The 26,360-nt window shown below is 71.9% G+C and carries 28 protein-coding genes; 10 read left to right on the forward strand and 18 right to left on the reverse strand.

Going from position 1 to position 26,360, the window contains the following annotated elements; all coding sequences use genetic code 11:
- The first annotated feature begins 97 nt into the window (after positions 1-97).
- The 3 genes from QMG39_RS02995 to QMG39_RS03005 are packed head-to-tail and all read left to right on the forward strand — an operon-like array spanning position 98 to position 2,678.
- A complete protein-coding gene (locus QMG39_RS02995; RefSeq protein ID WP_281882352.1) occupies positions 98-853 on the forward strand; it encodes a DUF2306 domain-containing protein in 756 nt (251 codons plus the stop codon).
- Positions 850-2,028, forward strand: a complete 1,179-nt coding sequence (locus tag QMG39_RS03000; protein WP_281882353.1) for a sensor histidine kinase — start codon at positions 850-852, stop codon at positions 2,026-2,028. The genes QMG39_RS02995 and QMG39_RS03000 overlap by 4 nt, the downstream gene beginning before the upstream one ends.
- Positions 2,025-2,678, forward strand: coding sequence for a response regulator (locus QMG39_RS03005; RefSeq protein ID WP_281882354.1), 654 nt, complete (start codon positions 2,025-2,027; stop codon positions 2,676-2,678). Before QMG39_RS03000 ends, QMG39_RS03005 begins: the two co-directional genes overlap by 4 nt.
- 12 nt (positions 2,679-2,690) lie before the next feature.
- On the opposite strand, the gene QMG39_RS03010 is transcribed toward QMG39_RS03005, so the two are convergent.
- Entirely contained in the window at positions 2,691-2,885 is a 195-nt protein-coding gene (locus QMG39_RS03010; protein WP_281882355.1) for a hypothetical protein, read from the reverse strand.
- Between the two features lie 111 nt (positions 2,886-2,996).
- Between QMG39_RS03010 and QMG39_RS03015 the strand changes: the two genes are divergently transcribed.
- Complete coding sequence (locus QMG39_RS03015) at positions 2,997-3,902, forward strand: hypothetical protein (protein WP_281882356.1); 906 nt, start codon at positions 2,997-2,999, stop codon at positions 3,900-3,902.
- A gap of 23 nt (positions 3,903-3,925) precedes the next feature.
- On the opposite strand, the gene QMG39_RS03020 is transcribed toward QMG39_RS03015, so the two are convergent.
- From QMG39_RS03020 to QMG39_RS03050, 7 genes are all read right to left on the reverse strand, one after another.
- Positions 3,926-5,440, reverse strand: a complete 1,515-nt coding sequence (locus QMG39_RS03020; RefSeq protein WP_309298786.1) for a DUF5597 domain-containing protein — start codon at positions 5,438-5,440, stop codon at positions 3,926-3,928.
- Entirely contained in the window at positions 5,437-6,804 is a 1,368-nt protein-coding gene (locus QMG39_RS03025) for a GH1 family beta-glucosidase (RefSeq protein ID WP_281882357.1), read from the reverse strand. The genes QMG39_RS03020 and QMG39_RS03025 overlap by 4 nt, the downstream gene beginning before the upstream one ends.
- 74 nt (positions 6,805-6,878) lie before the next feature.
- Complete coding sequence (locus QMG39_RS03030; protein WP_281882358.1) at positions 6,879-8,201, reverse strand: ABC transporter substrate-binding protein; 1,323 nt, start codon at positions 8,199-8,201, stop codon at positions 6,879-6,881.
- 70 nt (positions 8,202-8,271) lie between these two features.
- Positions 8,272-9,201, reverse strand: coding sequence for a carbohydrate ABC transporter permease (locus tag QMG39_RS03035; protein ID WP_281882359.1), 930 nt, complete (start codon positions 9,199-9,201; stop codon positions 8,272-8,274).
- Positions 9,198-10,133 (reverse strand): carbohydrate ABC transporter permease, encoded by a 936-nt coding sequence (locus QMG39_RS03040; protein ID WP_281882360.1) that lies wholly within the window; start codon positions 10,131-10,133, stop codon positions 9,198-9,200. Before QMG39_RS03040 ends, QMG39_RS03035 begins: the two co-directional genes overlap by 4 nt.
- A gap of 120 nt (positions 10,134-10,253) precedes the next feature.
- Positions 10,254-11,258 (reverse strand): LacI family DNA-binding transcriptional regulator, encoded by a 1,005-nt coding sequence (locus QMG39_RS03045; protein ID WP_309298773.1) that lies wholly within the window; start codon positions 11,256-11,258, stop codon positions 10,254-10,256.
- 123 nt (positions 11,259-11,381) lie between these two features.
- Complete coding sequence (locus tag QMG39_RS03050) at positions 11,382-12,476, reverse strand: zinc-binding dehydrogenase (RefSeq protein ID WP_281882361.1); 1,095 nt, start codon at positions 12,474-12,476, stop codon at positions 11,382-11,384.
- Positions 12,477-12,624: 148 nt separating this feature from the next.
- Here QMG39_RS03050 and QMG39_RS03055 point away from each other — a divergent pair, with 148 nt between their 5' ends.
- Complete coding sequence (locus tag QMG39_RS03055; protein WP_281882362.1) at positions 12,625-13,248, forward strand: ClpP family protease; 624 nt, start codon at positions 12,625-12,627, stop codon at positions 13,246-13,248.
- Entirely contained in the window at positions 13,245-13,853 is a 609-nt protein-coding gene (locus QMG39_RS03060) for a ClpP family protease (protein ID WP_281882363.1), read from the forward strand. The genes QMG39_RS03055 and QMG39_RS03060 overlap by 4 nt, the downstream gene beginning before the upstream one ends.
- A gap of 26 nt (positions 13,854-13,879) precedes the next feature.
- Here the strand turns inward: QMG39_RS03060 and QMG39_RS03065 are convergent, their stop codons facing one another.
- A complete protein-coding gene (locus tag QMG39_RS03065; RefSeq protein WP_309298774.1) occupies positions 13,880-14,329 on the reverse strand; it encodes a helix-turn-helix domain-containing protein in 450 nt (149 codons plus the stop codon).
- Positions 14,330-14,413: 84 nt separating this feature from the next.
- Complete coding sequence (locus tag QMG39_RS03070; RefSeq protein ID WP_281882364.1) at positions 14,414-15,184, reverse strand: DUF4097 family beta strand repeat-containing protein; 771 nt, start codon at positions 15,182-15,184, stop codon at positions 14,414-14,416.
- 184 nt (positions 15,185-15,368) lie between these two features.
- Here QMG39_RS03070 and QMG39_RS03075 point away from each other — a divergent pair, with 184 nt between their 5' ends.
- Together QMG39_RS03075 and QMG39_RS03080 are read left to right on the forward strand one after the other, a co-directional pair.
- On the forward strand, positions 15,369-15,710 hold the full coding sequence (locus tag QMG39_RS03075; protein ID WP_281882365.1) for a YciI family protein: 342 nt from the start codon (positions 15,369-15,371) through the stop codon (positions 15,708-15,710).
- A gap of 129 nt (positions 15,711-15,839) precedes the next feature.
- On the forward strand, positions 15,840-17,099 hold the full coding sequence (locus tag QMG39_RS03080) for an endonuclease/exonuclease/phosphatase family protein (protein WP_281882366.1): 1,260 nt from the start codon (positions 15,840-15,842) through the stop codon (positions 17,097-17,099).
- 151 nt (positions 17,100-17,250) lie between these two features.
- Here QMG39_RS03080 and QMG39_RS03085 read toward each other — a convergent pair whose 3' ends face one another.
- The 4 genes from QMG39_RS03085 to QMG39_RS03100 form a co-directional block, all read right to left on the reverse strand.
- Complete coding sequence (locus QMG39_RS03085) at positions 17,251-17,598, reverse strand: hypothetical protein (RefSeq protein WP_281882367.1); 348 nt, start codon at positions 17,596-17,598, stop codon at positions 17,251-17,253.
- 65 nt (positions 17,599-17,663) lie between these two features.
- Positions 17,664-18,113: a DUF805 domain-containing protein gene (locus tag QMG39_RS03090; RefSeq protein ID WP_281882368.1), complete on the reverse strand. Its 450-nt coding sequence runs from the start codon at positions 18,111-18,113 to the stop codon at positions 17,664-17,666.
- Positions 18,114-18,264: 151 nt separating this feature from the next.
- Positions 18,265-20,430 carry a hypothetical protein gene (locus QMG39_RS03095; protein WP_281882369.1) on the reverse strand — a complete coding sequence of 722 codons (2,166 nt, stop codon included), beginning with the start codon at positions 20,428-20,430 and terminating at the stop codon, positions 18,265-18,267.
- 361 nt (positions 20,431-20,791) lie between these two features.
- The gene (locus tag QMG39_RS03100; RefSeq protein ID WP_281882370.1) at positions 20,792-21,844 is read right to left on the reverse strand and encodes a 2,3-butanediol dehydrogenase; all 1,053 of its coding nucleotides are present in this window, start codon (positions 21,842-21,844) and stop codon (positions 20,792-20,794) included.
- Positions 21,845-21,984: 140 nt separating this feature from the next.
- Between QMG39_RS03100 and QMG39_RS03105 the strand changes: the two genes are divergently transcribed.
- Entirely contained in the window at positions 21,985-22,566 is a 582-nt protein-coding gene (locus QMG39_RS03105; protein WP_281882373.1) for a TetR/AcrR family transcriptional regulator, read from the forward strand.
- A gap of 3 nt (positions 22,567-22,569) precedes the next feature.
- Here the strand turns inward: QMG39_RS03105 and QMG39_RS03110 are convergent, their stop codons facing one another.
- Positions 22,570-23,511: an intradiol ring-cleavage dioxygenase gene (locus QMG39_RS03110; protein ID WP_281882374.1), complete on the reverse strand. Its 942-nt coding sequence runs from the start codon at positions 23,509-23,511 to the stop codon at positions 22,570-22,572.
- 164 nt (positions 23,512-23,675) lie between these two features.
- Here QMG39_RS03110 and QMG39_RS03115 point away from each other — a divergent pair, with 164 nt between their 5' ends.
- Complete coding sequence (locus QMG39_RS03115; RefSeq protein ID WP_281882375.1) at positions 23,676-24,074, forward strand: DoxX family protein; 399 nt, start codon at positions 23,676-23,678, stop codon at positions 24,072-24,074.
- Here the strand turns inward: QMG39_RS03115 and QMG39_RS03120 are convergent.
- From QMG39_RS03120 to QMG39_RS03130, 3 genes are all read right to left on the reverse strand, one after another.
- The gene (locus tag QMG39_RS03120) at positions 24,040-24,516 is read right to left on the reverse strand and encodes a GNAT family N-acetyltransferase (RefSeq protein WP_281882376.1); all 477 of its coding nucleotides are present in this window, start codon (positions 24,514-24,516) and stop codon (positions 24,040-24,042) included. The genes QMG39_RS03115 and QMG39_RS03120 overlap by 35 nt on opposite strands.
- A gap of 47 nt (positions 24,517-24,563) precedes the next feature.
- A complete protein-coding gene (locus QMG39_RS03125) occupies positions 24,564-25,535 on the reverse strand; it encodes an NAD-dependent epimerase/dehydratase family protein (protein WP_281882377.1) in 972 nt (323 codons plus the stop codon).
- 90 nt (positions 25,536-25,625) lie between these two features.
- On the reverse strand, positions 25,626-26,315 hold the full coding sequence (locus tag QMG39_RS03130; protein ID WP_373878291.1) for an NUDIX hydrolase: 690 nt from the start codon (positions 26,313-26,315) through the stop codon (positions 25,626-25,628).
- Between the last annotated feature and the right edge of the window lie 45 nt (positions 26,316-26,360).

Raw genomic sequence — 26,360 nt, forward strand, 5'->3', positions numbered from 1 at the left:
CACCGCCCGGGCGGCCGGGAGGGGTGGCCGAACGGCCGAGGCGACTCCGACCGATCGGCCGATGTGCGCCCCCGCTCCCGCGGCGGAGGATCGCCGCATGGACACCTCGACCTCCGCCCCAGTGCCCGCCCCTCGCCCCGAGACCGGCCGGGCGCCCCGACGCCGCACGCCCGGTTGGCTGGTTCCGACCGGGCTGCTCCTCCTCAGCGCGGTGCCGATCATCGCGGGCGCCATGCGCGTCACCGAGCTCTCCTCGGGCGCGGACGTCACGGCCGAGAACGCGCGCTTCTTCGACTCCCCGGTGCCGGTCGTCACGCACATCGTCACCGTCACCGTCTACAGCCTCCTCGGCGCCTTCCAGTTCGTGCCGTCGCTGCGCCGCCGCGCCTGGCACCGCCGCGCCGGCCGCGTGGTCGCGCCCGCGGGCGTCATCGCGGCGCTCTCCGGGCTCTGGATGGCGGTGTTCTACGACCTGCCCGACATGGACGGCGTCGCGCTGATGGTGATGCGCCTCGTGGTCGGAACGGCGATGGCCGGTGGCATCGTGACCGCCGTGCTGGCGATCCTCCGCGGCGACGTCGCGAGGCACCGGGCGTGGATGATCCGCGCCTATGCGCTCGGGCTGGGCGCCGGCACCCAGGTCTTCACGAGCGCACCGGCGGCGCTCGTGTTCGGCCCGCCCGACGAGTTCTGGCGCGCGGTGCAGATGGGCGCGGGCTGGGCGATCAACCTCGCCGTCGCCGAGTGGGTGATCCGCCGCGGCGGCCCCCGCAGGGCACCGCGCCGGGCCGGACGCGCGACGCCGGCCGGCGGCATCCGCCGCGGCGAGCCCGTCGATACCATGAGCGCATGAGCGGGCCCCTCCGAGTCATCTGGGACGCCCCGCCCGCGCGCCCGGCACCGCCGCGCCGCGTCTGGCGCGACTGGGCCCTGCTCGGCGCGGTGGTCGTCGCGGCCGTCGTCGAGGCGTTCCTCCGCACCGAGCTCGAGTGGCGCCTCGCGGGCGCGGTGATCCTCGTCGCACTCGCCCCCACGCTGCTCTGGCGGCGCACGCACCCGCTCGCGATGCTCCTCATCGGCCAGGTCGTGGCGGCCGTGTTCACTGTGGCGACTGGAGCGTCGACCCAGCTGTTCACGGTCGCGTACTTCCTCGTGCTGGTCTACTCGCTGCCGCGCTGGGGCTCGGGCCGCGCGATCGTCGCGGGCGTCGCCGCGCTCATCGGCTCGACCCTGCTGAGCGTCGCGACGGGCGCGATGTCGGCGACCGACCTCGTCGGCGGGCTCGCAGTCATCACGGCGGTCGTGTCGGCGGGCCTCGCGGTGCGCGCGGTCACCGGGGCCCGCGCGCGCGAGCTCGACCGCGCCCGCATCCTCGAGCGCGAGCGCCTCGCCCGCGAGCTGCACGACACCATCGCGCACCGCATGTCGGCGATCGCCGTGCAGGCGCAGGCGGGCATCGCGGTCGCCGGCGCCGAGGACTCCCCCGCGGTCGCGACCCTCCACGTCATCGAGGACGAGGCGTCCCGCACCCTCGCCGAGATGCGCGGCATCGTCGGGGCACTGCGTCGGGCGGATGCCCCGGGCGATCCGGCTCCGCAGATCACCGCCTCGCTCGGCGACGACCTCCGTGCGCTCGCGCGCGCCGGCGCCCGAGTCGGCGAGCCCTCCGCCGCCTCGACCGCACCCGCCACCCCCGAGATCCTGGTCCACCTCGACGGCGACGTCGACGCGCTCCCCGCCGAGCTCGCCGCGGCGACCCACCGCATCGCGCAGGAGTCGGTCACGAACGCGGTGCGCCACGCGCGGCACGCCACCCGCATCGACGTGCACGTGACCGTCACGGATGCCGCGGTCGTGATCGCCGTGCACGACGACGGCGAGCACGTGGCATCCGCCCGACCCGGCTTCGGCATCACCGGCATGCGGGAGCGTGCGCTCCTCTCGGGCGGCACCTGCGAGGCGGGGCCGGCACCGGGCGGCGGCTGGCTCGTCTCCGCGGACCTGCCTCGCGACGGGGGCGGTTCGTGACCGACATCCGCGTGCTCGTCGCCGACGACCAGGAACTCGTGCGCACCGGGCTGCGCACGATCCTCGACGCGCAGCCCGGCATCACCGTGGTCGCCGAGGCGGCCGACGGCGGCGCGGCCGTCGCCGAGGCGCGGCGGGTGCGGCCGGACGTCTGCCTGGTCGACATCCGCATGCCCGTGCTCGACGGCATCGGCGTCACCCGCGCGCTCGCGGGCCCGGGCGTCGACGACCCGATCCCGGTGGTGGCGATCACGACCTTCGACCTCGACGAGCTCGTGTACGACGCGCTGCGCGCGGGCGCCCGTGGATTCCTGCTGAAGGACGCCGGGGCGGCGCTGCTCGCCGAGGCGGTGCGCGCCGCGGCGCGGGGCGACGCGCTCATCGCGCCGAACGTGACGGTACGCCTGCTCGAGGCCTTCGCCGCGCCCGCGCGCACGGCGCCCTCGCCCGCCGAACCGCTCACGGAGCGTGAGCGCGACGTGCTCGCCGCCGTCGCGCGCGGCCGCAGCAACGCCGAGATCGGCACCGAGCTGCACCTCTCGCTCAGCACCGTGAAGACGCACCTCGCGAGCCTGATGTCCAAGCTCGGCGCCCGCAACCGCGTCGAGCTCGTGATCTGGGCCTACGAGTCGGGCACGGTCGGCCGCTGAGCGTCGGCGCGGTCAGCCTTCGATCGATCGCTCCCCGCGGTCCTTCGTCGCCCACGCGCGCAGCAGGAAGAACACGATCACCGCGACCACGGCGACGATCGCGAACTTCACGAGGAACCAGAGCACGCTGAACACGACCTCCACCAGCACCCAGGCGATGACGATGGCGGCGATGACGCCGAGGACGGTCCAGACGGTACGACTCATCCCTCGACCCTAACCCGGCAGGGCGAGCACGGATGCCGCGGGGCGGGTGCCGCGCTAGCATCGGCGCAAGGGCCGGGCCGACGCGCCCGGCGACCCGAGCCGGGGGTGCGCATGACGTCGACGCAGACCGCGACCGCGGTGCTCGAGCGTGCAGTCGCGACGACCGACCCGGCGGCGCGGAACCGCCTGATCACGCTCTGCTACCGCGAGATCGCATTCGCCCTCGCTGACGTGATCGGCCGCAAGAACCTCAACTGGTTCGCGTTCGGCGCCTGGGCGAGCGGCACCGCGGGCGCGGTGATCCGCGGCGAGGGCACCTCGCTCGGGCTCGGCTCCGAGGGCGTCGCGGCGGGCAACCTCGCGATCATCCGCGATGTGGCGCCGCCGCTGCTGCGCTGGCTGATCGAGGTCGAGCGCACCGGCGAGGCCACGCCCGAGGCGATGGGGCGTGCGCTCGTCGACCCGGTGTTCGACGGCCGGCCGGGGCTCGCCGCGGCGGTGCGGTGCTACCAGCGGGCGGCCATGCTCGCGCGCGAGGCCGACGCCCACGGGGCATCCGACGACCGCCGCGCCGAGCTCGAGCGCGAGATCGCCGAGCGGGTGCTGCTCGGCAACGCGCTCCTCGGCGCGCACGAGCAGGAGCTCGTCGACCGCTTCATCGACGAGGCGATGCCGCTCGGCGGCCTGTTCGGGCTGGTCACGACCCGCTTCGTGCACCTCGAGACCCCCGACGGCCCGATCGACGTGACCGAGGACGTCGCTCCCCCGCCGTACCTGGCCGGCGCGCAGTTCCCGATCAGCCTGACGGCGCTCACGTACCCCGAACTGGTGCTGCTGTTCCTCCGGTTCCACCAGTCGCCGGGCGAGGACACGACCCACTCGGATGCCCCGATCTGGGAGGACTACGACGAGCGCATGGGGTTCATCCTCACGTTCTTCCGCGCGCACCAGTGCGACCCGCGCTACTTCGAGGTGCCGTCGCGCTTCCTCCCCGAGGGGGCGCCCGAGCACCACTGAGCCGCCGCGGCGCCGGCTGACCGTCAGCTGGGCTGCGGGTACAGGGCGAACGAGAGGATGCCGGTGCGGCTGCCGTCGATCGGCACCGGGCCGAATCCGGGCGGGTCGTCGCGGGTGATGCGAATGTGGGTGCCGCCGCCCGTCTCGTCCCCGTTGAGCCAGCGGACCGGTTCCAGCGCATCGGGATCGAGTTCGGCACAATCGAGCACCCACCCCGCGGCACCGTCTGCATCGCGGAAGGCGTGGACCACCACCCCGTAGCCGACCGCCAGGAAGCGGCCCCCATCCGCCACGAGCAGGCAGTGGCCGTCTGGCCGGTTCCCCTCCCCCTGGGGGTCGAAGTCTCGCTCGATGCGGAACCTCCACCCATCGAGGACGACCTCGGTGTGCGGTCGCGCGTCGTCGACGTGGACTGCTGCGCGCTCGTGCGGTGGACGCGCGACCAGGATCGGAGCGACGGCACCGAGCTGTCGGTAGGCGCGAGCGAGGTCGTCGAGTTCCACCTCGCCGGCGGAGTCAATGCCGAACGGCGCCATGCCGATCGATGACGCCGCAGCGGCAGCGCGAAAGAGCTGGGCGGCCGAGTCGCGCCGCATCTCGGGCACGAACCGCACCCCGAATCGCCTGCCGTACGCTGCCGCCCGATCGGCGACGTCACCCACGTAGACGTCCGGCGAGGCGAACGACAGCGCCGGCGCAGCAGCCGCCCAGATGCCGAGCACACGCGGCACGGGCCCACCGCTGGGGAAGTCCCCGGGATCCGTTCCGCCGGCCATCGGCGTCGCGTCCTCCCCTCCGTCGAGCCACGCGTTGACGTACATCGGAAGGTCCCACTCGCGCCGACCCGCCTCGATCACCGAGTTCACGTACCTGGCGTAGTGCCACGCCATGAACGCCTCGCCTGCGCGGGCCTGATCCGAATCGACGTTGGACCACGTGTCCACCTCGAACCGCTCGGGCGGGCGCTGCTCCCACGCCGACCGGGCGAGCGCGGAGTGATCGCGCGCCGACCCGAGGAGCCCGACCTCGTTCTCCACCTGCACCATGACGACGGTCCCGTGATCGCCGTCGACGTCGCGCAGGTGCCTCATCAGGCCCGCGAAGGCCCGCGCATCGGCAGACATGTTCGACTCAGCGAACGCCGACAGCGCCATGAGCGTTGTTCCTTCGGAGTCGCGAGCGAGCGGGAATCGTTCCGGATCGGACTTCACCCACGCCGGCGAGTAGCTCGAGACGCCGTTCTTCCAGCTGCCGAACCACAGCAGCACAAGGCGCTGTCCGCCCGCTCGCGCGCGCCGAAGCAGGTGATCCACGAGCTGCGTGGAGAACTGTCCCTCCGCCGGCTCCCACTGATCCCACGCCACCGGAGCGAGCACCGTGTTCGCACCGCAGCGCTCCACCGCCTGCCACGCCGCGTCGATCGATGCAGGCGCGGACGTACTGGAGTTGTGCAGCTCGGCCCCGAGAATCAGGAACGGCGCGTCGTCGACCATGAGCCTGCCGTCGAGCAGCGCACTGCGCGGGCCCCGAACGCTCATGCCTCCGCCACCACCGGGGACGGTACGGAACGCGAGCGGATGACCTCGCGGTACCACTCGGCGCTTCGCTTCGGCGTGCGTTCCAACGTCTCCCAGTCGACGTGCACCATGCCGAAGCGCTGGCTGTAGCCGGCGGCCCACTCGAAGTTGTCCATGAGGCTCCAGAGGTAGTACCCGCGGACGTCCGCGCCCTCGTCCCTGGCCCGCGCGATCCACTCGAGGAACCCGGAGACGTATCGGACCCGCTCGTCGTCGTCGATCGTGCCTCCGTCAGCGCGCTCGACCGTGTCCGACATGCCGTTCTCCGTGATGTAGATCGGGACGTCGACGCCGTACTCATCCGTCGCGATGCGGATCGCGTCGTACACGGCACGAGGGTAGAACTCCATGCCGTTGGCCAGGTAGTTGCCACCCGGGTGTCGTTCCGTGGCGGTCCACCACTCGTCACCCGTGTGCTCGGCTCGAGCGATCACCCGCGAGTAGACGTTGAGCCCCAGGAAGTCGACGGGCTGCGCGATCGTCGCGAGGTCGCCATCAGTGATCCTGAACCCCGACCCCTCGCAAGTGAACCGTGCGAGCATGTCCGGGTCGTAGCCGCCCCGGAATAGGGGATCGAAGAAGAACCGGAACCCGTCCTGCTCGCCCCGCAGCGCCGCGGCAGCGTCCTCCGGGCTCTCGGTTGCGGGGTGCCGCTTCCACACGTCGACCACGACGCCGATGTCGCCGGCCGCATTGCTTGCGCGGAACGCCTCGACCGCCCGGCCGTGGCCGACGAGGGCATGGTGCATCGCCTGATGCGCGGCCGCACGGTCGCTCGACCCGGGCGCGAACGCCCCCAGGCCGTATCCCACCCAGAGCGCGATCGGCTCGTTGAGCGTGCTCCACTGGGCGACCCGGTCACCGAGCGCGTCGAACATGACGGCCGCGTAGTCGGCGAACCACTCGATGCTGTCACGGACCGGCCAGCCGCCTCGGTCCTCGAGGACCTGCGGATAGTCCCAATGGAACAGGGTTGCCGACGGCGCGATCCCGGCCGCGAGCAACTCATCGACGAGGCGGTCGTAGAAGGCGATCCCGGCGGGGTTGAGCCGGCCCGCACCCTCCGGGAGGACACGTGGCCAGCTGATCGAGAAGCGGTAGGCATCGACGCCGATGGACTCCATCAGCGCGACGTCATCGCGATAGCGGTGATAGTGGTCGCACGCGACGTCCGCGTGCTGCCCCTGCCAGATCTTCCCCGGCGTATGCGAGAACGTGTCCCAGATCGACGGCCCCTTTCCGTCCGCATCCCAGCCGCCCTCGATCTGGAAGGCGCTCGTAGCGGTACCGAAGACGAAGTCGTTCGGGAATCGAGCGGTACGCATGATCCTGCTTTCTCTCGGGTACGGTTCGGGGCGGGGCACCGGGCCCCGCCCCGAACACGTTGCGTTCGCGAGATTCACTCGCTGACGGCGAATCCCTGGTTCTCGGCGTACTCGACGATGCGGTCCTGCCAGTCGAGGAGCGCGGCTCCGATGTCGCCACCGGAGTCGATCGCACCACCGACCGTGTCCTGGTAGACGCTGGAGATATAGACCTGGAACGGCAGCCACTCCCAGCCGGGAGCAGTCGACTCCGCGGATGCGGCGAAGATCTGTCGTGCGGGCTGGCCTCCGAGGTACGAGATCTCCTCGTCGAGGAACGACGGGTCGTCCCAGGCGGCGTTGGTCGTGGGGAGGAGCCCCTGATCAGCCTTGAGCGACTCGACAGCCACCGGGTCGCTGTTCAGCCACAGCGCGAACGTGGTGGCTGCGTCCTTCTTCTCGCTCTGCTCGAGCACGACGGTGGAGCTTCCACCGAACTGGCTGGATGCGGGTGATCCGGCCTCCCACGAGGGCATCGGGGCGACGCGCCACAGGCCCTCGTTGTCGGGCAGGTTGCCCTGGAGCGCCTGCAGGCCCCACGCACCGACGATCCACGACGCGATCTGCCCGTCGCCCATCTGTCGGAACCACTCGTCCGATCCCATGGTCGAGTGGACCAGCAGGTCGCGCGAATTGAGATCGCCCCAGTAGTCCGCCCAGCGCTGCGATTCCGCACCGCCGAGATCGATAGAGACGGTGGTCTCGTCGACCGACCAGGGGTCAGCCTCGTTCTGCCACAGGCCCATGTATGCGAAGTCGGGCAGGCCCCCGTCGAAGAACGTCATGTAGCTGTCCGAGCCCGACCGGACGGTCTCCGCCGCGGCCGCGTACTCGTCCCAGGTCTCCGGGACCTCCACGCCGGCGTCCGAGAACACATCCTCGCGGTAGTACATGACGCCCGGGCCGAAGTCCTGCGGGACGCCGTACGTTGCACCGGAGACGCGGACGTTCTGGAGCACCCCGGAAAGGAACAGCTCATCGAGGTCGGCGTCCGTGTACTGGGAGACGTCCGCCAGCGCACCGGTCACCGCGAAGCTCGGGACCGAGTCGTACGTGACCTGTGCGACGTCCGGCCCACCGCTGCCGGCGTCGATCGCGTTCTGCATCTTCGTGTACTGCTCTTCGCCGGCGCCGACGTTCTCGAGGTTCACGGTGATCTCGGGATGGGCGTCCTCGAAGAGGTCGATCGTCGTCTGGATGTTGGGGAGCCACGACCAGAAGAGGATCTCGACGGGCTCGTCGCTCGTGGCTTCGTCGACGGATGCGTCCGTGGCCGAGCAACCGGCGAGGACGAGTGCCGAAGCAGCCAGGGCTGCTGCCCCCCCTCGTCTGATGGATGAGTTGCGTCGGGTGTTCATGCGATGCTCCTTTGCGTATCACTGTGCGGTGCGCCGCCTCGGTGCGGCACTGGGGTTGGGATGGTGCGCGTCACTGCTTGATTCCGCCTGCCGCGATTCCCGACTGCCAGTAGCGCTGCAGGAAGACGAATGCGACGCAGAGCGGCAGGATGGCGATCAGGGATCCCGTGATGACGAGCGGATAGAGCGGCTCGGCGACATTCACTCCGCCGGCGTTCGCCAGGCGGTTCCACTGGCTCAGGCCGACCGTGAGCGGGAACTTGTCCTGCTGGTTGAGCACGATGAGCGGGAGGAAGTAGTTGTTCCAGGTCTGGACGAGCTGGAACAGGAGCACGGTCACGAAGCCGGGCGCCAGGAGCCGGAACGAGATGCTCCAGAAGGTGCGGAACTCCCCGGCACCGTCGATGCGCGCCGCCTCGAGGAGCGAGTCCGGAACGGCGTCGGCGGCGTAAATCATCATGAGGAAGAGCCCGAACGGACTCACGAGCGATGGGATGATGACGGCCGCCTCGGTGTTGATGAGGCCCCACTGGCTGAACAGCATGTAGGTCGGAACCGCGAGCGCTGTACCCGGAACGGCTGTAGCGCCGAGCACCGTCACGATGACTGCGCGCTTCCCCGCGAACGCGTACTTCGCCAGTGCGTAGCCGCCGATCGCTGCGATCACCGCCGCGCCGCCGGCCCCCACGACGGCATACAGGACGGTGTTGGCGAACCATCGGACGAAGATTCCGTCCTGGTACGTGACGAGGTCCTGGAGGTTCTGCCACAGGTGCAGGTCCGAGGGCAGCGCGAGTCCGAACGTCGTGAACAGGTCGCCGTTGGACTTCGTGGAGTTGATGACCAGCCACGCGAGCGGAAGAAGGAAGTAGGCCAGCAGCGTCCAGTACGCGATCGTGAGGAGCACCGAACGCCGAGCCGAGCGGCTGCGGCGCCTGACCGTCGGCCGGGCGGCGCCCTCCGGAGCGACTGCGGGCGGAGCCTGCATGGTGGATGTCATCGGGTCTGCCTCCGAGCGCGGGCCGAGACGACTTGGACGAAGACCGCTGCGATGACGGTCACCAGTCCCATGAGGATCGCGATCGCGGCCGCGTAGTTGATCTGCCCGCCGAGGAAGGACAGCGAGTAGGCGTACAGGTTCGGGGTGTAGTTCGTGGTGATCACGCTCGGTCGGAGCGCCTGGAGGATGCTCGGCTCGTTGAACAGCTGGAGGCTGCCGATGATCGAGAAGACGAGGGCCAGCAGCATCGCAGGACGCAGGGCTGGCAACTTGATCGACCACGCGCGTCGCCACTCACCCGCCCCGTCGATCGCCGATGCCTCGTAGATCTCCGTCGGCACGGCTCGGAGCGCGGCGTAGAAGATCAGCATGTTGTAGCCGACCATCGACCACGTCACGATGTTTCCGATCGAGGGCAGCATCAGGGCGTTGCCCAGCAGGTCGGGCGGAGCCGCACCGACGGCACCCCAGATCTGGCCTACCAGTCCGAACTGCCCGCCGAATATGTAGCCCCACATGAGCGCCGCCACGACGGACGGCACAGCGTATGGGAGGAAGAGTCCGAGGCGGACGGTCCTGCTCCCCGCCATTCGTCCGCTGTCGAGCGCCAGGGCGGCCGTCAGGGAGATGGAGAGCATGATCGGCACCTGTACGGCGATGAACAGGAGGACCCGGATGACACCTTCGCCCAGCAGCGGGTCGGTGAGCGCACGGAGGTAGTTCTCGAGCCCGACGAACACCGTTCCGCCGACGATTCGGTTCTGGTAGACGCTGATGGCCAGCGCGTAGAGCAACGGCGCGATCACGCTCACCACGAAGACGGTGATGAACGGAGCGAGCATCAGCCATGCGGTGACCGAGAGCCGACGCCGGACGCGAGCACGCCGCACCGAGCGGGCGTACTGCGGTCGTTGTACGGCGTCGATTGCCATCGCTCACTCCTTCGTAAGTCCTCGGCCTGCAGTGCAGATGTCCGGGCGTTGGTTGCGCAACCAACAAAGTCCATTGTTAGCGCAACCATCCTTCCTGTCAAGCTCTGCGCTCGCGTGAACTCAGATGCGCGGCGCGGCGGTACTCGCCCTCACGACGAGGGTCGGCTCGAGCGGGTCGAACGCCGGGGCAGCCCGACCCTCGATCAGTTCGACGACCGAGGCGATGCAGCGCCGACCGAGTGCCTCGAAGTCCTGATGCACCGTCGTGAGCGGAGGGATGAAGTACTCGGCCTCGGGGGCATCGTCGAACCCGACGAGCGACACGTCCACGGGAACGCGCAGTCCTCGCTCGTGCAGCGCCAGCAGAGCACCCTGGGCCATTGCGTCGCTTGCGGCGTAGACCGCCGTCACACGACCGTCGGACAGGAGACCCGGAGCAAGCGCATGTCCCGTTCCCGCCGTCCAATCCCCGTACGCCACCGGACCGGCGTGCAGGCCGAGCGCGGCGCACTCGTCTCGCCACCCGCGCAGGCGCGCCTCCGCGGCGGCCCAGCCCGCAGGACCGGCCAGGTGCGCGATCGTGCGATGCCCGAGCTGGGCGAGATGACGCACCGCCGCCCGCGAACCGGCGACGGAATCGAGCATGATCGGCTGGAGCACCTCGGACGCGAAGGCGCTGAGCGTGACCACCGGGGTGCCCTCGACATCGAGGATCTCCAGGCTCGTCGCCTCGTGCTGCGGAGCGATCATCACGATGCCGTCGACGCCCTGGGCGTTGAGCCGCCGCAGGCCCGCCAGAATCGCCTCGCGATCGTCTCCCCGCAGGCTGACCACCGTGACCGCATACCCGGCGTCGCCGGCCGCGTCCTCGATCGCCCAGAGCGCGGCCGTCGGGCCATGCCCGAACGCATCCGCGACAAGCACGCCGAGTACGTGCGACTTGCGCGTCACGAGCGCACGTGCCGCGAGATTCGGCCGGTAGCCCGTGTGGGCGACTGCGCGGAGTACCTTCTCCCGGGTGTCCGACTTCACGAACTCGTAGTTGTTGAGCACTCGCGAGACAGTGATCGGTGACACGCCCGCTTCTCGGGCGACATCGCTCATCGTCGGCTGCCGATCCGCCATCGTCTGGATCTCCTCACGATTGGTATCGCAACCAATGGTATGCGGAAGATCCCGCCGAGGCGTCAGTAGTGACCGCGGATCCGTCTCAGGTCGCTTGGGTCGGTGACTCCGACGCCGCCACGCTCAGAACGCGACGACGACGCGCACGACGTTCGGGTCGTGCAGCATCCGATACCCCTCGTCGATCTGGTCGAGGCCGACCTCGGCGCTCACCAGCGCACCCAGGTCGAGGGCGCCCGAGCGCGCCATGCGCGCGATCTCGGGGATGTCGCGGCGGGGGTCGGCCCCGCCCATGTACACGCCCTCGATGCGGCGCTGCGCCTGGATGAGGCCGAACAGCTTCGGCGAGATGCGCGCGGTCGGATCCATCACGCCGACGAGGTACAGGCCGCCGCCGGGGGCGGTCATCGCCAGGCCCTGCTGCGCCGTCTGCTCGATGCCGACGACGTCGAGCACCGCGTCGGCCCCGCCGCCGGTCGCGGCCCGCACGGCCGCCACCGGGTCGGTCGCCGACGAGTCGACGACGTGCGTCGCGCCGAACTCGCGCGCCGCGTCGAGCTTCTCGAGCGCGAGGTCGACCGCGACGATGCGCTGGGCGCCGGCCGCCGCGGCCGCGGCGATCGCGCTGAGTCCCACGGTGCCCGCGCCGATCACGGCGACGGCGTCGCCTGGGCGCACGCGCGCGGCGTTCCGCACCGCGCCGACCCCGGTGAGGACCCCGCACCCGAGCAGCGCCGCCTGTGCGAACGGCAGCTCCCGCGAGACGACCACGAGCTGCCGCTCGTCGACGAGCACCCGCTCGGCGAACCCGCCGATGCCGACCATCTGGTGCACAGGCTCGCCCCCGCAGGTCAGGCGCGGAGGATCGTCGGGCCCGCGCAGCGTCGCGCCCGGATCGCGGCAGAGCGTCGCCCGGCCCGCACGGCACCGGTCGCAGGTGCCGCAGTGCTGCACGAGGCATCCGACGACGTGGTCGCCCACGGCGACCCCCGTGGCCTCAGGACCGACCGCCGCGACGACCCCGGCGGCCTCGTGCCCGAACACGGCGGGCATCGGTATGCCGACGTCGGCATGCGCCATCGTGAGATCCGTGTGGCAGAGTCCCGCTGCCCGCACGTCGACGAGCACCTCGCGCCCGATGGGGTCGTCGAGCTCGATCTCGCCGGGCACGAACCCGCCGCCGACCTCGTGGATCAGGGCGGCGCGAGCGGTGGGCATGCGGGCAGCGTAGCGGGTCCGGGAGCCGAACGGAAGTGAATCATGATTCACACATCGACGAGTACGGCGCAGACCGCTCCGCCGACGGCGGATCCGCTCGCGGCAGCATCCGCTCTACCCCGCCCGCGACCCGGTGCACGCTTGCGGCATGACCGACGACACGACGACTGCACCGCTGCACCCCATCGACGCCGAACTCGCCGCGAGGCTCTTCCACGAGCGCGTGATCGTGCTCGGCGACGGCCTCGACCAGGCGATCGGCAACCGCCTCTGCGCACAGCTGGTCGCACTCTCCGCCGACGACCCGCGCCGCGACATCACCTTCTGGATCAACTCGCCCGGCGGCTCGGTGCCGGCGATGCTCGCGATCCAGGACGTGATGCGCGCGATCCCGAACGACGTGGCGACCATCGCGATGGGCATCGCGGCGAGCGCCGGCCAGTTCCTGCTGTCGGCCGGCAGTCCCGGCAAGCGCGCGGCCCTCCCGCACGCGCGCATCCTGATGCACCAGGGCTCGGCGGGCATCGGCGGCACCGCGACGGACATCGAGCTGCAGGCCGACGACCTGCGGTACACGCGCGACACCGTGCTCGGGCTCATCGCCGCGCACACCGGGCAGCCGCTCGAGCGCATCGAGCACGACTCGCGGCGGGACCTCTGGTTCACGGCCGACGAGGCCCGCGACTACGGCTTCATCGACCGCATCGTGACGGATGCCGCCGAGCTGCACCCCGCCGCGACCGAGCGCGAGCTCGTGGGGATGCACGCATGAGCACGTACACGATCCCGTACGTGGTCGAGCGGCGCGGCAACGCGGAGCGAACCGTCGACGTGTACAGCCGCCTGCTCTCCGAGCGCATCGTCTACCTCGGCACCGAGATCGACGACGGGGTCGCGAACGCGGTGATCGCGCAGCTGCTGCACCTCGAGGCCGACGGCGCCGACCGGCCGGTGCAGCTCTACGTGAACTCGCCCGGCGGCTCGCCGCAGGCAGCGCTCGCGATCTACGACACGATGCGGCACATCCGCCCCGACGTGGCGACGACCTGCGTCGGCCAGGCCGCGGGGCCGGCCGCCGTGCTGCTCGCGGGCGGCGCGTCCGGGCAGCGGGCGATCCTCGAGCACGCGCGCGTCGTGCTGCACCAGCCGTCGACGCAGGGACGCGGCACCATTCCCGACCTCATCATCCACGCCGACGAGGTGCTGCGCGTGCGCGCCGACCTCGAGGAGGTGCTCGCCGCGCACACCGGACGTGCCGTCGAGGTGATCCGCGAGGACACGGATCGCGACCGCATCATGACGGCGCGGCAGGCGGTGGAGTACGGGGTCGCCGACCACGTGGTGGCGGCTCGGCCGCGGGCGGCCCTGCCCGCGTAGGAGGTGGGGTGCCGGCGCCCGGCGGCTCAGGCGGCGAGCAGCACGGGCTGCGCGGGGGCGGATGCGGGTGCGGTGCCGGTCCCGCCCGTGGCATCCGTCGTCGTGGTGAGGTCGATGACGCGGCGCTCGCGCACGAGTCGGGCGCCCACCCCGCGCACCACGTCGGTCAGGTCGAGGCCGAGCGCGCCGGCGACCGCCTCGAGCACCTCCGACGACGGCTCCTTGCGGCCGCGCTCGACCTCGGAGAGGTACTGCGGCGAGACGCCCGCGCGCCGCGCCACCTCGGTGAGGATGCGCTCCTGCGCCAGTCGCTCGCCGCGCAGGAACGCCCCGACCACGTCGCGCCAGAGCGGCGGCGGGCCGGCCTGCTCGTTCGCGCGCGGCATCCGCTCGACCCGCTCGCGCACCGCCGTTCCGGTATCCGGCCGACTCACCGGCATCCGTCGCCCTGCCCTGATCTGCACCACGTCGCCCATGCGACGACGCTAGCCAGCCGACGCCCCGGGCGGGAGTGCGATCCGCTCAGAGCAGAACGCGCTCGCACCCGGGGCCGACCGACGTCAGGATTCGAAGACCTTGATCGACCCGTTCGAGGTGCGCAGGTCGAGCGTGAACTCGCCGTTCGGGTCGGTGGCGATGTCGACGTCGACGCTGCCGTTCGAGGTGTCGGTCTCGACGGCGTAGGGGCCGTCGGGGACGCGGAGTTCGATCGGACCGTTCGAGGTGCGCGCGGTGACGTCCTGCGCGGTGCCGAGCTCGAGCTCGATCGAGCCGTTCGACGTACTGGCGTCGATGCCGTTGCCGTTCAGGTCGCTGCCGATCACCCGGCCGTTCGAGGTCTCGACCTCGACCGTGCCGCTCACGTCGTCGAGCTCGATGCGCCCGTTCGACGTGGTCACGCTGACGTCGGCGACGCCGGTCAGCTCGATGGCGCCGTTCGTGGTGTCGCCCTCGACGTCGAGCCCCTCGGGCACCTCGAGCACGTAGTCGACCATGCAGTTGCGGCCGCACCCGTGGAGCACCAGCGTGCTGCCCGTGACCTCGTGCGTCTCGTCGATGTCGCGATCGATGCCCCAGTAGCGCACGGTGCGCTCGAGGGTGATCTCGGTCGCCCCCCGCACCGCGGTGACGGTGACGCCGCCCGCCGGCCGGTCGATGTCGATGGTCGTCACCTCGTCGGTGACGGTCGCGTCGTCGGAGAACGACTGCGGGGGCCCGAACTGCTCGACGAGGCCGCAGCCGGCCAGCGCGAACGCGGCCGCCCCTGCCACCACGACGGCCGCCAGCATCCGCCTCGTCCGTGTGCTCCCCGTGTGTGCCATGGTGTCCATGATCCCCTCGTCCTCTCGACTCCTGCGGGCCCTTCGTCCCTGTTTCGACGCTAACCAGCGGCGGTGCGGCGCGCCCGGGGGCTGACCCCCGGTTCGTCCTCGGGAGATCCGCCCGCGGGGTGGTGCGATGTCGGCCGGCCGCGGCAGGATGAGCCCGACGCGATCGACGACAGGGGTGTGTGCGATGACGAAGTTCCTGATCTCGTTCCCGAGCGGCGCGATGCAGGTGTCCGCGGACGAGTTGCCGGCGGTCGCGGAAGCCGCCCATGCGGTCGTGCGGGAGGCGAAGGACGCGGGCGTCTGGGTGTTCGGCGGCGGCATCGACGAGCGCATCGCACCGGTGCGGGTGCACGGCGACGGGACCGTGACCGACGAGACCTACCCGGAGACGGCACGGATCGAGGGCGGGTACACCGTGATCGAGGTCCCGTCGCGCGACGAGGCGGTCCACTGGGCCGCGCGGTTCGCGGTGGCATGCCGCTGCGCCCAGGAGCTGCGGGCGTTCGGTGAGGATGCCGAGAGCTGACCGCCCGGATCCGCCGGCATTCGACTGCCGGTCACCCGGGGTCCTTCCCCTCGTCATCGGAACCGCATAGCTTGGGGCGCACGGCCGTCACGAGCGGCGACACCGCAGCACCCCGACGAAGGAGAGCGCATGTCCGTCCACCGCAGGAAGTCCACCGTCGCCGCCGCGATCGGCCTCGCCGTCGCCGGCGCCGTGGCGATCGCACCGGCAGCCGTCGCGGCCCCCGATGCCGCGGGCGACCACGGCCGCGGCGGCCCGCACGCCGAGTCGCTGCGCATCGCGACGTTCAACGCGTCGCTCAACCGGTTCAACGATGGCGACCTCGTCGCCGGGCTCGAGGCGGGCGACGCGCAGGCCGCGGTGATCGCCGAGATCATCCAGCGCGCGAACCCCGACGTCCTGCTGCTGAACGAGTTCGACTACGTCGACGGCGACGTGGCGATCGACCTGTTCCGCAGCGACTACCTCGAGGTCGGGCAGAACGGGGCCGCGCCCGTCGAGTACCCGTACGCGTTCGTCGCGCCGTCGAACACGGGTATCCCGAGCGGGTTCGACCTGAACAACGACGGGTTCGTCGGCGGTGGCGACGACGCATTCGGCTTCGGCTTCTTCCCCGGCCAGTACGGCATGGCGGTGCTCTCGAAGTACCCGATCGCGACCGACGACATCCGCACCTTCCAGTACTTCCTCTGGGCCGACATGCCGGGCGCGCTGCTTCCCGACGACCCGGCGACGGACGCCCCGGCCGACTGGTACTCGGACGAGGAGCTCGCGGTCATGCGCCTGTCGAGCAAGTCGCACTGGGACGTGCCGATCGAGATCGGCAACGAGACGGTGCACGTGCTCGCGTCGCATCCGACGCCCCCGACCTTCGACGGCGCCGAGGACCGCAACGGCCGCCGCAACCACGACGAGATCCGGTTCTGGGCCGACTACGTGACGCCCGGCGCGAACGGCTACGTGTACGACGACGCCGGCATGACCGGCGGCCTGAACCCGAGCGAGCCGTTCGTGATCCTGGGCGACCAGAACGCCGACCCGTTCGACGGCGACTCGACCGACGACGCGATCGACCAGCTGCTCGACAACAACCGCATCGTCGACCCGATGCCGACGTCGGAGGGCGGCGTCGAGGCGGCGCTGCTGCAGGGCGGCGCCAACCTCGCGCACACCGGCGACCCCGCGACCGACACGGCCGACTTCAACGACAACCCGGCCCCGGGCAACCTGCGCGCCGACTACGTGCTGCCCTCGCGCAAGCTCGTCGTCGACGACGCGGGCGTGTTCTGGCCGGTGTCGACCGACCCGCTCTCGGCGCTCACGGGCACGTTCCCGTTCCCGAGCAGCGACCACCGCCTGGTCTGGGTCGACCTGACCGTGCGCGGCTGACGCCTGCGGCGTTTTTCAGGAAGGTCCGGCGGGGCCGGTGCGAATCGTTGCGTACCGGCCCCGCACACGGCTCGATTTGACCAGGCCCGCGGCCGCCGGCGCACATCCGCGCTGCGAGCGAGTCGGCGCTCCTGAAAAGCGCCCGGGGCCCTCAGCTGACGCGCAGGCGCAGCGTGTCGGGCGCCGGGAACGGCAGCTCGATGCGCGAGACCGGGCCGCCGATCGCGCCGCCGAAGTCCTCGGTGACGAGGATGCGGTCGCGGCTCGCCTCGACGATGCGCACGCGCAGCGGCTCCTCGTCGGCACGGTCGAGCAGGTACGGCTCGGCGAGGTAGCGCAGGCCCGCCTCGTCGAGCGCCTCCTCGGCGGCGCCCCAGTCGACGACGTCGGTCATGCGCCGGCCGAGCAGGTCGATCACGACGAACCCGTCGCCCTCGGGCAGCATCCACCCGACCAGCTCGCCGTCGCCCCTGCGGTGCTCGATCCACTCCTCGGTCATGGCACGGATGCTACGACACGGAACCGTCGCACCGCTGGGGTGCGACGGTTCCGATGGGTCTCGGGCTACGCGTCGTCGCGGGGCGCGGGCGTCGCGGGCGGGGCCGACGGGGCGGGAGGCGCCGGCGGGGCCGGCGGCGCGGGCGGCTCGGCGCCGGGCGCGGGCGCCTGGGCCGGGGCATCCGACTTCGCGGGCTGTGCGCAGAGCACGGCGAGCACGATGAGGCCGGCGATCGGCAGCAGGAACCAGAAGACGTGCCCCCACGGGTAGTCGGCGTCGCGCAGGCGGCGCACGGTCACGGCGAGGCTCGGCAGGAGCGCGCCGATCGTCCAGAGCCCGGTGAGGATGCTCCCCATGCTGCCGCCGTAGTCGAAGCGGATCACGCTGAACAGGCCCGTCGCCGCGCTCACGAGCACGTAGAACACCACCCACCACCAGAACTCGGAGCGGCTCGCGCGCCCCTCGAACTCCGCGTACTTGCGGAACACGGTCTGGATGGACTGTCCGAACGTCATCTGCGCGTCTCCTCTGGGTCGATACGGCCAGCCTAGAACCGACGATCGGCGCTGTCCCGGGGGCGAACCCCCGGTTTCGGGGAGGGGCGAGCGGATGCCTCGAGCCGGCACCCGTGCATGCCGGACGCGGCCCGCCGCGGCGCCCTCGCGCTCAGCGGCTCCGCCAGCCGACCGGGGCCTCGGCGGCCTCGCGCGCGAGCGTGGTGAGCAGCTCGTCCACCCGCTGGCGCTCCTCGGCCTCGGGCACCCAGTACACCGCTCCGGCGACGCGGTCGACCAGCTCCGGGAGGTCGTCCTCGGACAGTGCCGAGAGCGCGATGGTCGTCATCTCCTCGGCGTCGACGAGCTGACGGGCGGCGCACAGCACCTGCTCCTCGCTCAGGTTGAAGTCGCGCGCGAGGTCGCGCGTGCGCGCGAGCAGCACCGCCGCATCGAGCATCGACGCCCACTCGGCCTCGGTGATGCCGATCGATCCGTTCAGCCGGTCGAGGCGCTGCACGCGCACCAGGTCGGCCGGGTCGCGGATGCCCTCGGCCTGCAGCGCACGCTGCCAGTCGGCGAAGCGCCGCAGGTCCCACGCCCGCCGCGGGGTGTGCACCGTGACCGAGCGGATCTCGCGGCGCGTGCCCACCAGCCGCAGCTCGGGATCGGCCAGCGCGCGCTGCGCGTACTCGTCGACCAGGCTCGCGCTGCGGATGCGGCGGGCGATGTCGGCGAGCATCCGCTTGCGTTCCTCGTCGTCGGGCGCATCGTAGGCACGCTGGGCGAGGTAGCCGGCGTACGCGTACGACGTCTCGACGTCACTCGAGGCCTCGGCCTCGCGAAGCCACTCCCCGACCGCCCGGTGGACTTCGGGGGTGTCTTCGCTCTGATCGGGATCGGTGGCCGCGAAGAGGGCGTACGCCATCGCGGCGCCGAAGCGCAGGCGCCGCACCGCATCGGCGGCCACGTCCCACCCCTCCGGGTGCTCGGGCATCAGCTCGCGCACGAGCACCGCGAGCGTCACGCGCACGCGATCGCGGCGCTGCTCGGCCTGCTCGCGGTCGAACCCCTCGCGGGCGCGCTCGAGCGCCCACCAGTTGCGGGCGGCGCCCGCATACTCGAAGAGCAGGCGGATGAACAGGCCCGGCGGCTCGGGAATCTCGGCGCCACTCGGGGTGCCGACCCGACGAGTGCTCAGGAGGTCGGCGTCGGTGAACGGCTGCGGCCGGTCACTGAGCACCGCGGCCCGGTTGATCAGTGAACGCAGCTGGCGCAGGTAGAGGTTCGAGTAACCCGAGGTCGAGGTGCCCGCGAACCGCTCGAACAGGCTCGCGTACTCGGCGTTGATGTTCTCGGGGTCGGCCTTTCGCGCCAGCCGCAGGTAGCGGTCGCGGTCGTCGCCCGCCTGCTCGCTCTCGGCGATGGCGAGGTAGCCGACCGTCTGCCAGTTCGCGGCACCGTAGAACCCCGTGATGTCGGGGTAGCGCCCGGCCACGCGGAATGCCGCGAACGCCCCGGTGAGGGCGAGCAGCGACCGGTGGACGTCGGTGCCGCCGCACTCGTCGCAGCGGATCTCGACCTCGTCGACGACGTGGCCGTTGCGTCGCAGCGTCGCGATGACCGCACGCTCCTCGACGAAGGTGACGTGCAGGGTCCACGGGGCGATGTTCACGAAGACCTGCAGCACGGTCGCGACGAACGAGGTGAGACCCGTGCCGGTGCGGTCGGCGATGGCGATGACCTCGTTCACGTCGGACGCCGACGGTGTGCCCACGCGACCGCGCGGATCATCGCGGTTCGCGCGCCGCATCTGGTCGAGCACGTCGACAGACCAGGCGAGGTTCTCGGAGCCCTGGCGGTCGTACACCCGCGCGCTCATGTGCGGGGTGGTCGCCATGCCGTACGCGAGCGACAGCACCGCGCCCGTGAGCAGCACGAGCGCCGTGATCTCGATCAGCCAGAGCAGCGGGCTGCTGTCGAGCAGCACGAGCGGGGCGAGGACGATCGCGAGCGCGGCCACGGCGAGCGCGATGAACCCCGCGAGCTTCCCCGCGCGGCTCTGGCGCCGGGTCACGACCAGGTCGCGGAACGGTGAGCCGAGGACGAGCAGGCGGGCGATGAGCGCGCCGACCACGACGATCCCACCTGCCCAGAGAGCGACCGCGACCACCTTGGAGAGGACGTCCGAGGAGAACTCCTCCCAGCCGTCGAACGAGAAGCCCTCGCGAAGGCTTCCGTCGAGTGCCTGGCCGAGATCCTGCGTGCACGCCGTCAGGGCGAGCACGATCACGCCGACGGCGGCGGCACCGCCGGCGCGCTTCACCGCGCGCATCATGCGCCCGAGCGTACTCGCGTGCCGCGGGACGCGGTTCAGTGGACGCCCCGGACGGCGCCCCGTGCTCCCCCGCGACGACGGCCCGCGGCATCCGCCCACCGCCTGGCGCTAGTGCGCACCTCGTGGCAGCCGGGCGCGATGACCACGGTTCGTGCACCAGCAGCACGACGTGATCACGTCGCTGGTGCGCGAACCGTGGCGATCGCCCCGCACAGCCACGATTCGCGCACCACCGGCGCGCGGGGCGGGGCGGACTCGGGCGCGGACGCGGGCGCGGGCGCGGACGCGGCGACGCACGCGGAGACGACGAACGGGCCGCCCCGCGAGGGAGCGGCCCGTTCGAGAGCGGGGATGCCTGCGACTACGCGGCGCTCGAGACGAGCACCTTCATGCCGCGGCCCTCGCGCAGCGCGCCGATCGCGCCGAGCACGCCGTCGAGGTCGGTCTCGTCGACCCAGCCCGTGGTGTCGTACTTGCCCTCGGCCATCGCCGCGATCACCGCGTCGAAGTCGGCCTGGGTGTAGCCGAGCGCGCCGACGACCTCGGTCTCGCCCATGACGAGCTGGGTCGGGAAGAAGTCCATCGTGCGCTCGTGCAGCGCGACGATGACCATGCGGCCGAGCGGACGCAGGTTGGCGAGCACCGACGAGACGGCCACGCCGACGCCGGCGGCGTCGAAGCCGGCCTGCACGCCGCTGCCGCCGGTCAGCTTGTCCACGGCCGCGCCGAGGTCCTCGTGCACCGGGTCGACCACGGTCGCGCCGAGGGCGGCGATCGCCGCGCGGCGCTCGGGGCTGGGCTCGGAGACGAGCACGTCCTCGACGCCCTGCGCCTTGAGCGCGAACCAGACGCCGATGCCGATCGGGCCGGCGCCCGCGATGAGGGCGGTCTCGCCGGCCTTGACGCCGGAGCGCTCGACGGCGTGCCACGCGACGGCCATGGGCTCGACGAGCGCGCCGAGCTTCAGGTCGACGTTCTCGGGCAGCACGTGCAGCTTCGCGGCGTCGACGGTGGTGTACTCGGCCATGCCGCCGCCGTCGGACATGAGGCCGTGGAAGCCGATGGTGCGGCAAGCGTTCACGGCGCCCTTGGCGCACGCGGCGCAGGTGCCGCAGGAGTAGATGGGCCAGACGGCGACGCGGTCGCCGACGCTGACGCCCTCGACGCCCTCGCCGAGCTCGACGACGGTGCCGGAGAACTCGTGGCCGAGGATCTGCGGGAGGGTCGCGCCGGTGACGGGGTGCGGGTTGTCCATGTCGAGGCCGGCGGCCTCGGGTGCGTAGTAGACGTGCAGGTCGGAGCCGCAGATACCGGCGTACGCGTTCTTGAGCTTCACCTGTCCGGGTCCGGGGGTGGGCTCGGCGACGTCCTCGATCCGGAGATCCTCCTGGGCGTGGAAGACGGCTGCTCGCATGTTGGGGGTCCTTTCGTTCGATGTGCGCCGCGCTGGGCACACCGAGCACACATCGTACGCTACTATCTGACAATTGTCCGATAGAGGCTTCGCGGGCGGCCCGAAGCGGCCGACGGCGGCGCCGAGGCAGGATGGATGCGATGGACCCGAGGCAGGCGCGCACGCAGCGATCGCTGCACTCCTCGGTCGTCGAACTCATCGAGCGGATGCCCCTGGCCGACGTCTCGGTCACCGACGCCGCGCGTGCCGCGGGCGTCAGCCGCGACACGTTCTACCGCCATGCCCCGAGCGTGGCGGACGTGCTCGCGGCCGCGCTCGGCGAGGAGCTCGACGAAGCCGCCACGGAGTTCGCCACGGCGCGCGGCACCGGTCGCGAGCGCTTCGAGACCGCCGAGCGCGCGCTGTTCGCGCACATCGCCCACCGGCGCGGCGTGTACCTGCACGCGATGTCGCCGCGACTCGCCTCACCGGTGCGCGTGATGCTGCTCGAGCGCATCGAGGTCTCGCTGCGGGAGTACCTCGCCGAGCACCCCGAGGTCGCGCCCGAGCCTCAGGGCGCCCTCACGGGCGATGCCCTGTACGACCTCTACGCCGCCTACGGTGCGGCCGGCACCGTCGGCGCGATCGAGCACTGGCTCGTCGGCGGCGCCGAGGGCCACCCCGACGCCGTCGCCCGCGGCGTGCTCGCCGTCACCGCCCCCTGGTGGTGGCGCGGCGCCTGAGCGCTAGACGCCGATCGTGAGCGACGCGTTGTAGCCGTCGGACACGGAGCCGGACATGTTCGCGATCTGGTGGATGCCCCCGTCGTCGCCGAACACGTTGTCCGACGCGAGCGACACCTGCGACGCGTTGCGCACGCTCTGCTCGTAGCCGGACGTCGCGTAGACGACGTCGTTGACCTCCTCGGGCAGCGCGATCTGCGAGGTCTTCACGATCGGGCCCGCGGCGACCGCCGTGGCGACGTCCTCGTAGACCTCGAAGTGGATGTGCGGCCAGCGCCCGGCGTAGCAGGCCGGGTAGATCGACGTGAACCGCACGGTGCCGTTGGAGTCGGTCTCCTGCACCCCGCGCAGGTAGTTCTCGTTCGCCAGGCCCTGGCTGTACAGCGAGTAGTTGCCGTCGCGGTCGCAGTGCCAGAGGTACACGCCCGCGCCCGCCATCGCGGACCCCGTCGACGCGTCGCGCACCGTCAGCTCGATCGTGAGCGGCACGCCCTCGGCGGTCGTCGTCGACGACCCGAAGCTCGAGCGGATGTCGCTGCGCACGATGCCCGAGTCGTCGAGCACGTTCACCCCGTTCGACCCGTCGGCCGGGTACGGTCCGCCGGTCTCGTCGGGCACCTCCACGAGGTCGCCGTCGGCTTCGGCGGACGGCGTCGCCGTCGCGGTCGAGCCCCCGCTCGAGGCATCCGTGCCGCTCGACGCAGTGCTGTCGGATGCCCCGGAGTCGGCCGGCGCACACGCCGCGAGCAGCGTCGACAGGCCGATGCCGCCGAAGATGCCGAGCGCGAGGCGCCGGTCGACCAGCGTGCGGATGTCGTAGACCAGGCCGCGGTGGTCCTCGTCGATGACGTTGCCGTCCTCGTCGATCCAGCGAGGGTCGACCTCCCCCGTCGCATCCGATCGCGTCTCGTTCCCCTGTGCACCCATGTGGTCCTCCCGTGTCATGGCCCCACCCTCGCAAGCCCGCGTGGGCGGGCGCTATGCCGCGCCTATGCGTTCCCGATGGATGCCGACCTGTGGAGAACACGAGCGCGACTCAGCACCGGGGTGCTCCAATGGTGCCGATCCGCACCACCGACCTCGCAACACCGACAGCTCAGGAACTGCCGATGCTCATCGCGTACTGGATCCTCGCGACGCCGCTCGCACTCGTCTACGTGCTCGCCGGCATCAGCCAGCTGGCGATATCGAAGGCCGACCTCGTCGCCGCGGGCGTGGCCGCCGCCGAGGCGCTGCCCGACGTCGTGCTCACGGCGATCGGCATGCTCGAGCTCGCCGGCGCGGTCGGCCTCATCCTGCCGATGCTCACGGGCGTCGCCGTCATCCTCGGCCCGGTCTCGGCCGCGCTGCTCGCGGTCGTGCAGCTCGCCGCCGCGACGCTGCACCTCGTGCGCCTCGAGCCCGAGTTCCTGGTGCTGAACGCGCCGCTGCTGCTGCTCGCCGCCGCGACCGCGACCGTCGGGTTCCTGGGGCTCAGGCGGCGCGCGGAGCCAGTTCCCGCGTCATGAACACGCTGTTCGGGTCGGGCCGGTAGGCCGCGAACGGTCCGCATTCGGCGAACCCGTAGCGGGCGTAGAGGGTGCGGGCGGGCGCGAAGAAGTCCTCGACGCCGGTCTCGAGGCTGAGTCGCCGGTAGCCGCGGCGCTCGGCCTCGGCGATGACGTGCTCCAGCAGCATCCGCCCCAGCCCCCGACCGCGGGCCGCGGCGTCGGTGCGCATCGACTTCAGCTCGCCGTGCGCGGGGTCGAGCTCCTTCAGCGCGACGCAGCCGAGCATCGCGTCGCCCTCGCTGAGCGCCCAGAATGTCATGCCCGGCGACTGCAGGCCCGACACGTCGAGCGCGTGCACGCTCTCGGCGGGCGAGGTCGCGAACATGTCGGCGAGGTGGTCGTCGAGCAGGCGCAGCACGCGAGGGTCGGCGAGGTCGCCGGGGGCGATCGAGAGGGTCACCCGTCAATTCTGCGCCGGTCGGATGCCTCCTGCCGACCACGCAGCCCTCAGCCCGCGACCGCCCGTTCGTGCCACGCCCGCGCCGTCTCGGGCAGCACGTCGGCCCACGGCGTCGGCTCGATGCCGAACCGCGCCGTGGTCTCCGACCCGTCGGACACGAACGGGGCATCGAACTGGTAGGCGACGCCGCGCAGTTCGCGCACGACCGGCACAATGGCACCGAGCGCCGCGAGCTGCCAGCGCGGCACGCGCCGCAGGCGCGGCTCGCCTGCGTCGACGACCGCGCCGAGCTCGCGCAGCAGCTCCCGCATCGAGATCGGCGGGTTCGTCGGCACGATCCACGCCGAGCCCCACGCGCGCTCGTCGTCGGCGACCGCCGCGAGCGTGCGGACGATGTCACCGTCGTACGCCCAGGAGTGCGGCTGGTCGACGTCGGTGAACACGCTCGCCGGGCGCCCGCGCAGGGTGTCGTTCGCGTAGCGCGGCAGCATGCCGTTCGTGGTCGGCTCGGTCGGACCGAGGTAGTCGGAGGCGCGCACCTCGGTGACGCGCACGCGCCCCGTCTCCTGCGCCGCGCGCGCGTCCTCCCACATGCGCGCCCGCAGCGCGCCCTTGTGGTCGTTCGGCCGCAGCGGCGTGTGCCGCGTCATCGGCCCGTCGGGGGCGCCGTACCCGTAGAGGTTGCCGAACGTCACGAGCACGGCGCCGGATGCCTCGGCGGCGGCCAGGATCGCCGCGGCGAGCGGCGGCCACTCCCGCTCCCAGTGCTCGTACGAACCGGGGTTGGCGCAGTTGAAGATGGTCGCGGCGCCCGTCGCCGCCTCGGTGAGTGCGGCCACATCGGTCGCGTCGGCGGCCACGCGGTCAATCGACGGATGCTCGGGGCCGCGACCCGACCGGCTGAGCAGCCGCACGCGGTCACCCGCCTCGGCGAGGTGCAGGGCGAGGCCCGACCCGATGGGGCCGGCGCCGATCACGAGTCGGGTGGTCTGGGGGATGTCACGGTTCTGGTGCTCCACGGCGCCAGCCTCCCAGCCGCATCCGTGGGCCGGCAATCGGGTCAACCCCCGGAGCCGGTTCGGGCGCGCCGCCGCCGCCCGTCGTGCGACTCAGCGGCCGAGGTCGTCGCGCTCCACGATGCGACGCGCGTCCCACGGCTCCGACCAGCCGAGCTCGTCGAACATCGACGCGAGCACGAACGCGGTGAACCCCCAGACGACGTTGCCGCCGACCGTGAAGGCGGGCGCCCGGTAGCTGCCGCCGGCGATGGCGTGCTCGGTGCTCCCCCGGTTCGACGGATGCAGCAGGTCGGCCACCGGCACCCGGAACACGTCGACCGACTCGGCGTGGTCGACCGCGACGACCTCCGACGGGCGGGTCCACCACGCGGGCACGGGCGTCACGACGTGGTTGCTCGCCGGCATCGGGATCGGCGGCAGCGTGCCCAGCGGCGCGACGCCCGACGGGTCGAGCCCGGTCTCCTCGACGGCCTCGCGCACGGCGCAGTCGACAGCTCCGGCATCGGATGCCTCGAGCCGGCCGCCGGGGAACGCGACCTGCCCCGCGTGGCTGCCGAGGGTGGCCGCGCGGCGCAGCAGCAGCACGTCGAGGTCGCGCGCGACGCGCGAGGCGCCGGCCCGCGCGGGCGCGTCGTCGAGCTCCCCGAACAGCACCAGCACCGCGGCCGGGCGCGGCTCCGAGGCATCCGTCGCCCTCGGCGAGACGAGCGGGTTCCACGCGATGCCGCGTTCGCACAGCGCGGCGAGCTCGGCCCGGGCGTCGGCGGTCTGGTGGTGCACCCCTCCATCCTGCCGTGAGTGACGGCACACAGCGTCCGGCAACGG

The organism is Agromyces rhizosphaerae (assembly GCF_027925245.1).
In the GTDB taxonomy this organism is placed as follows: domain Bacteria; phylum Actinomycetota; class Actinomycetes; order Actinomycetales; family Microbacteriaceae; genus Agromyces; species Agromyces rhizosphaerae.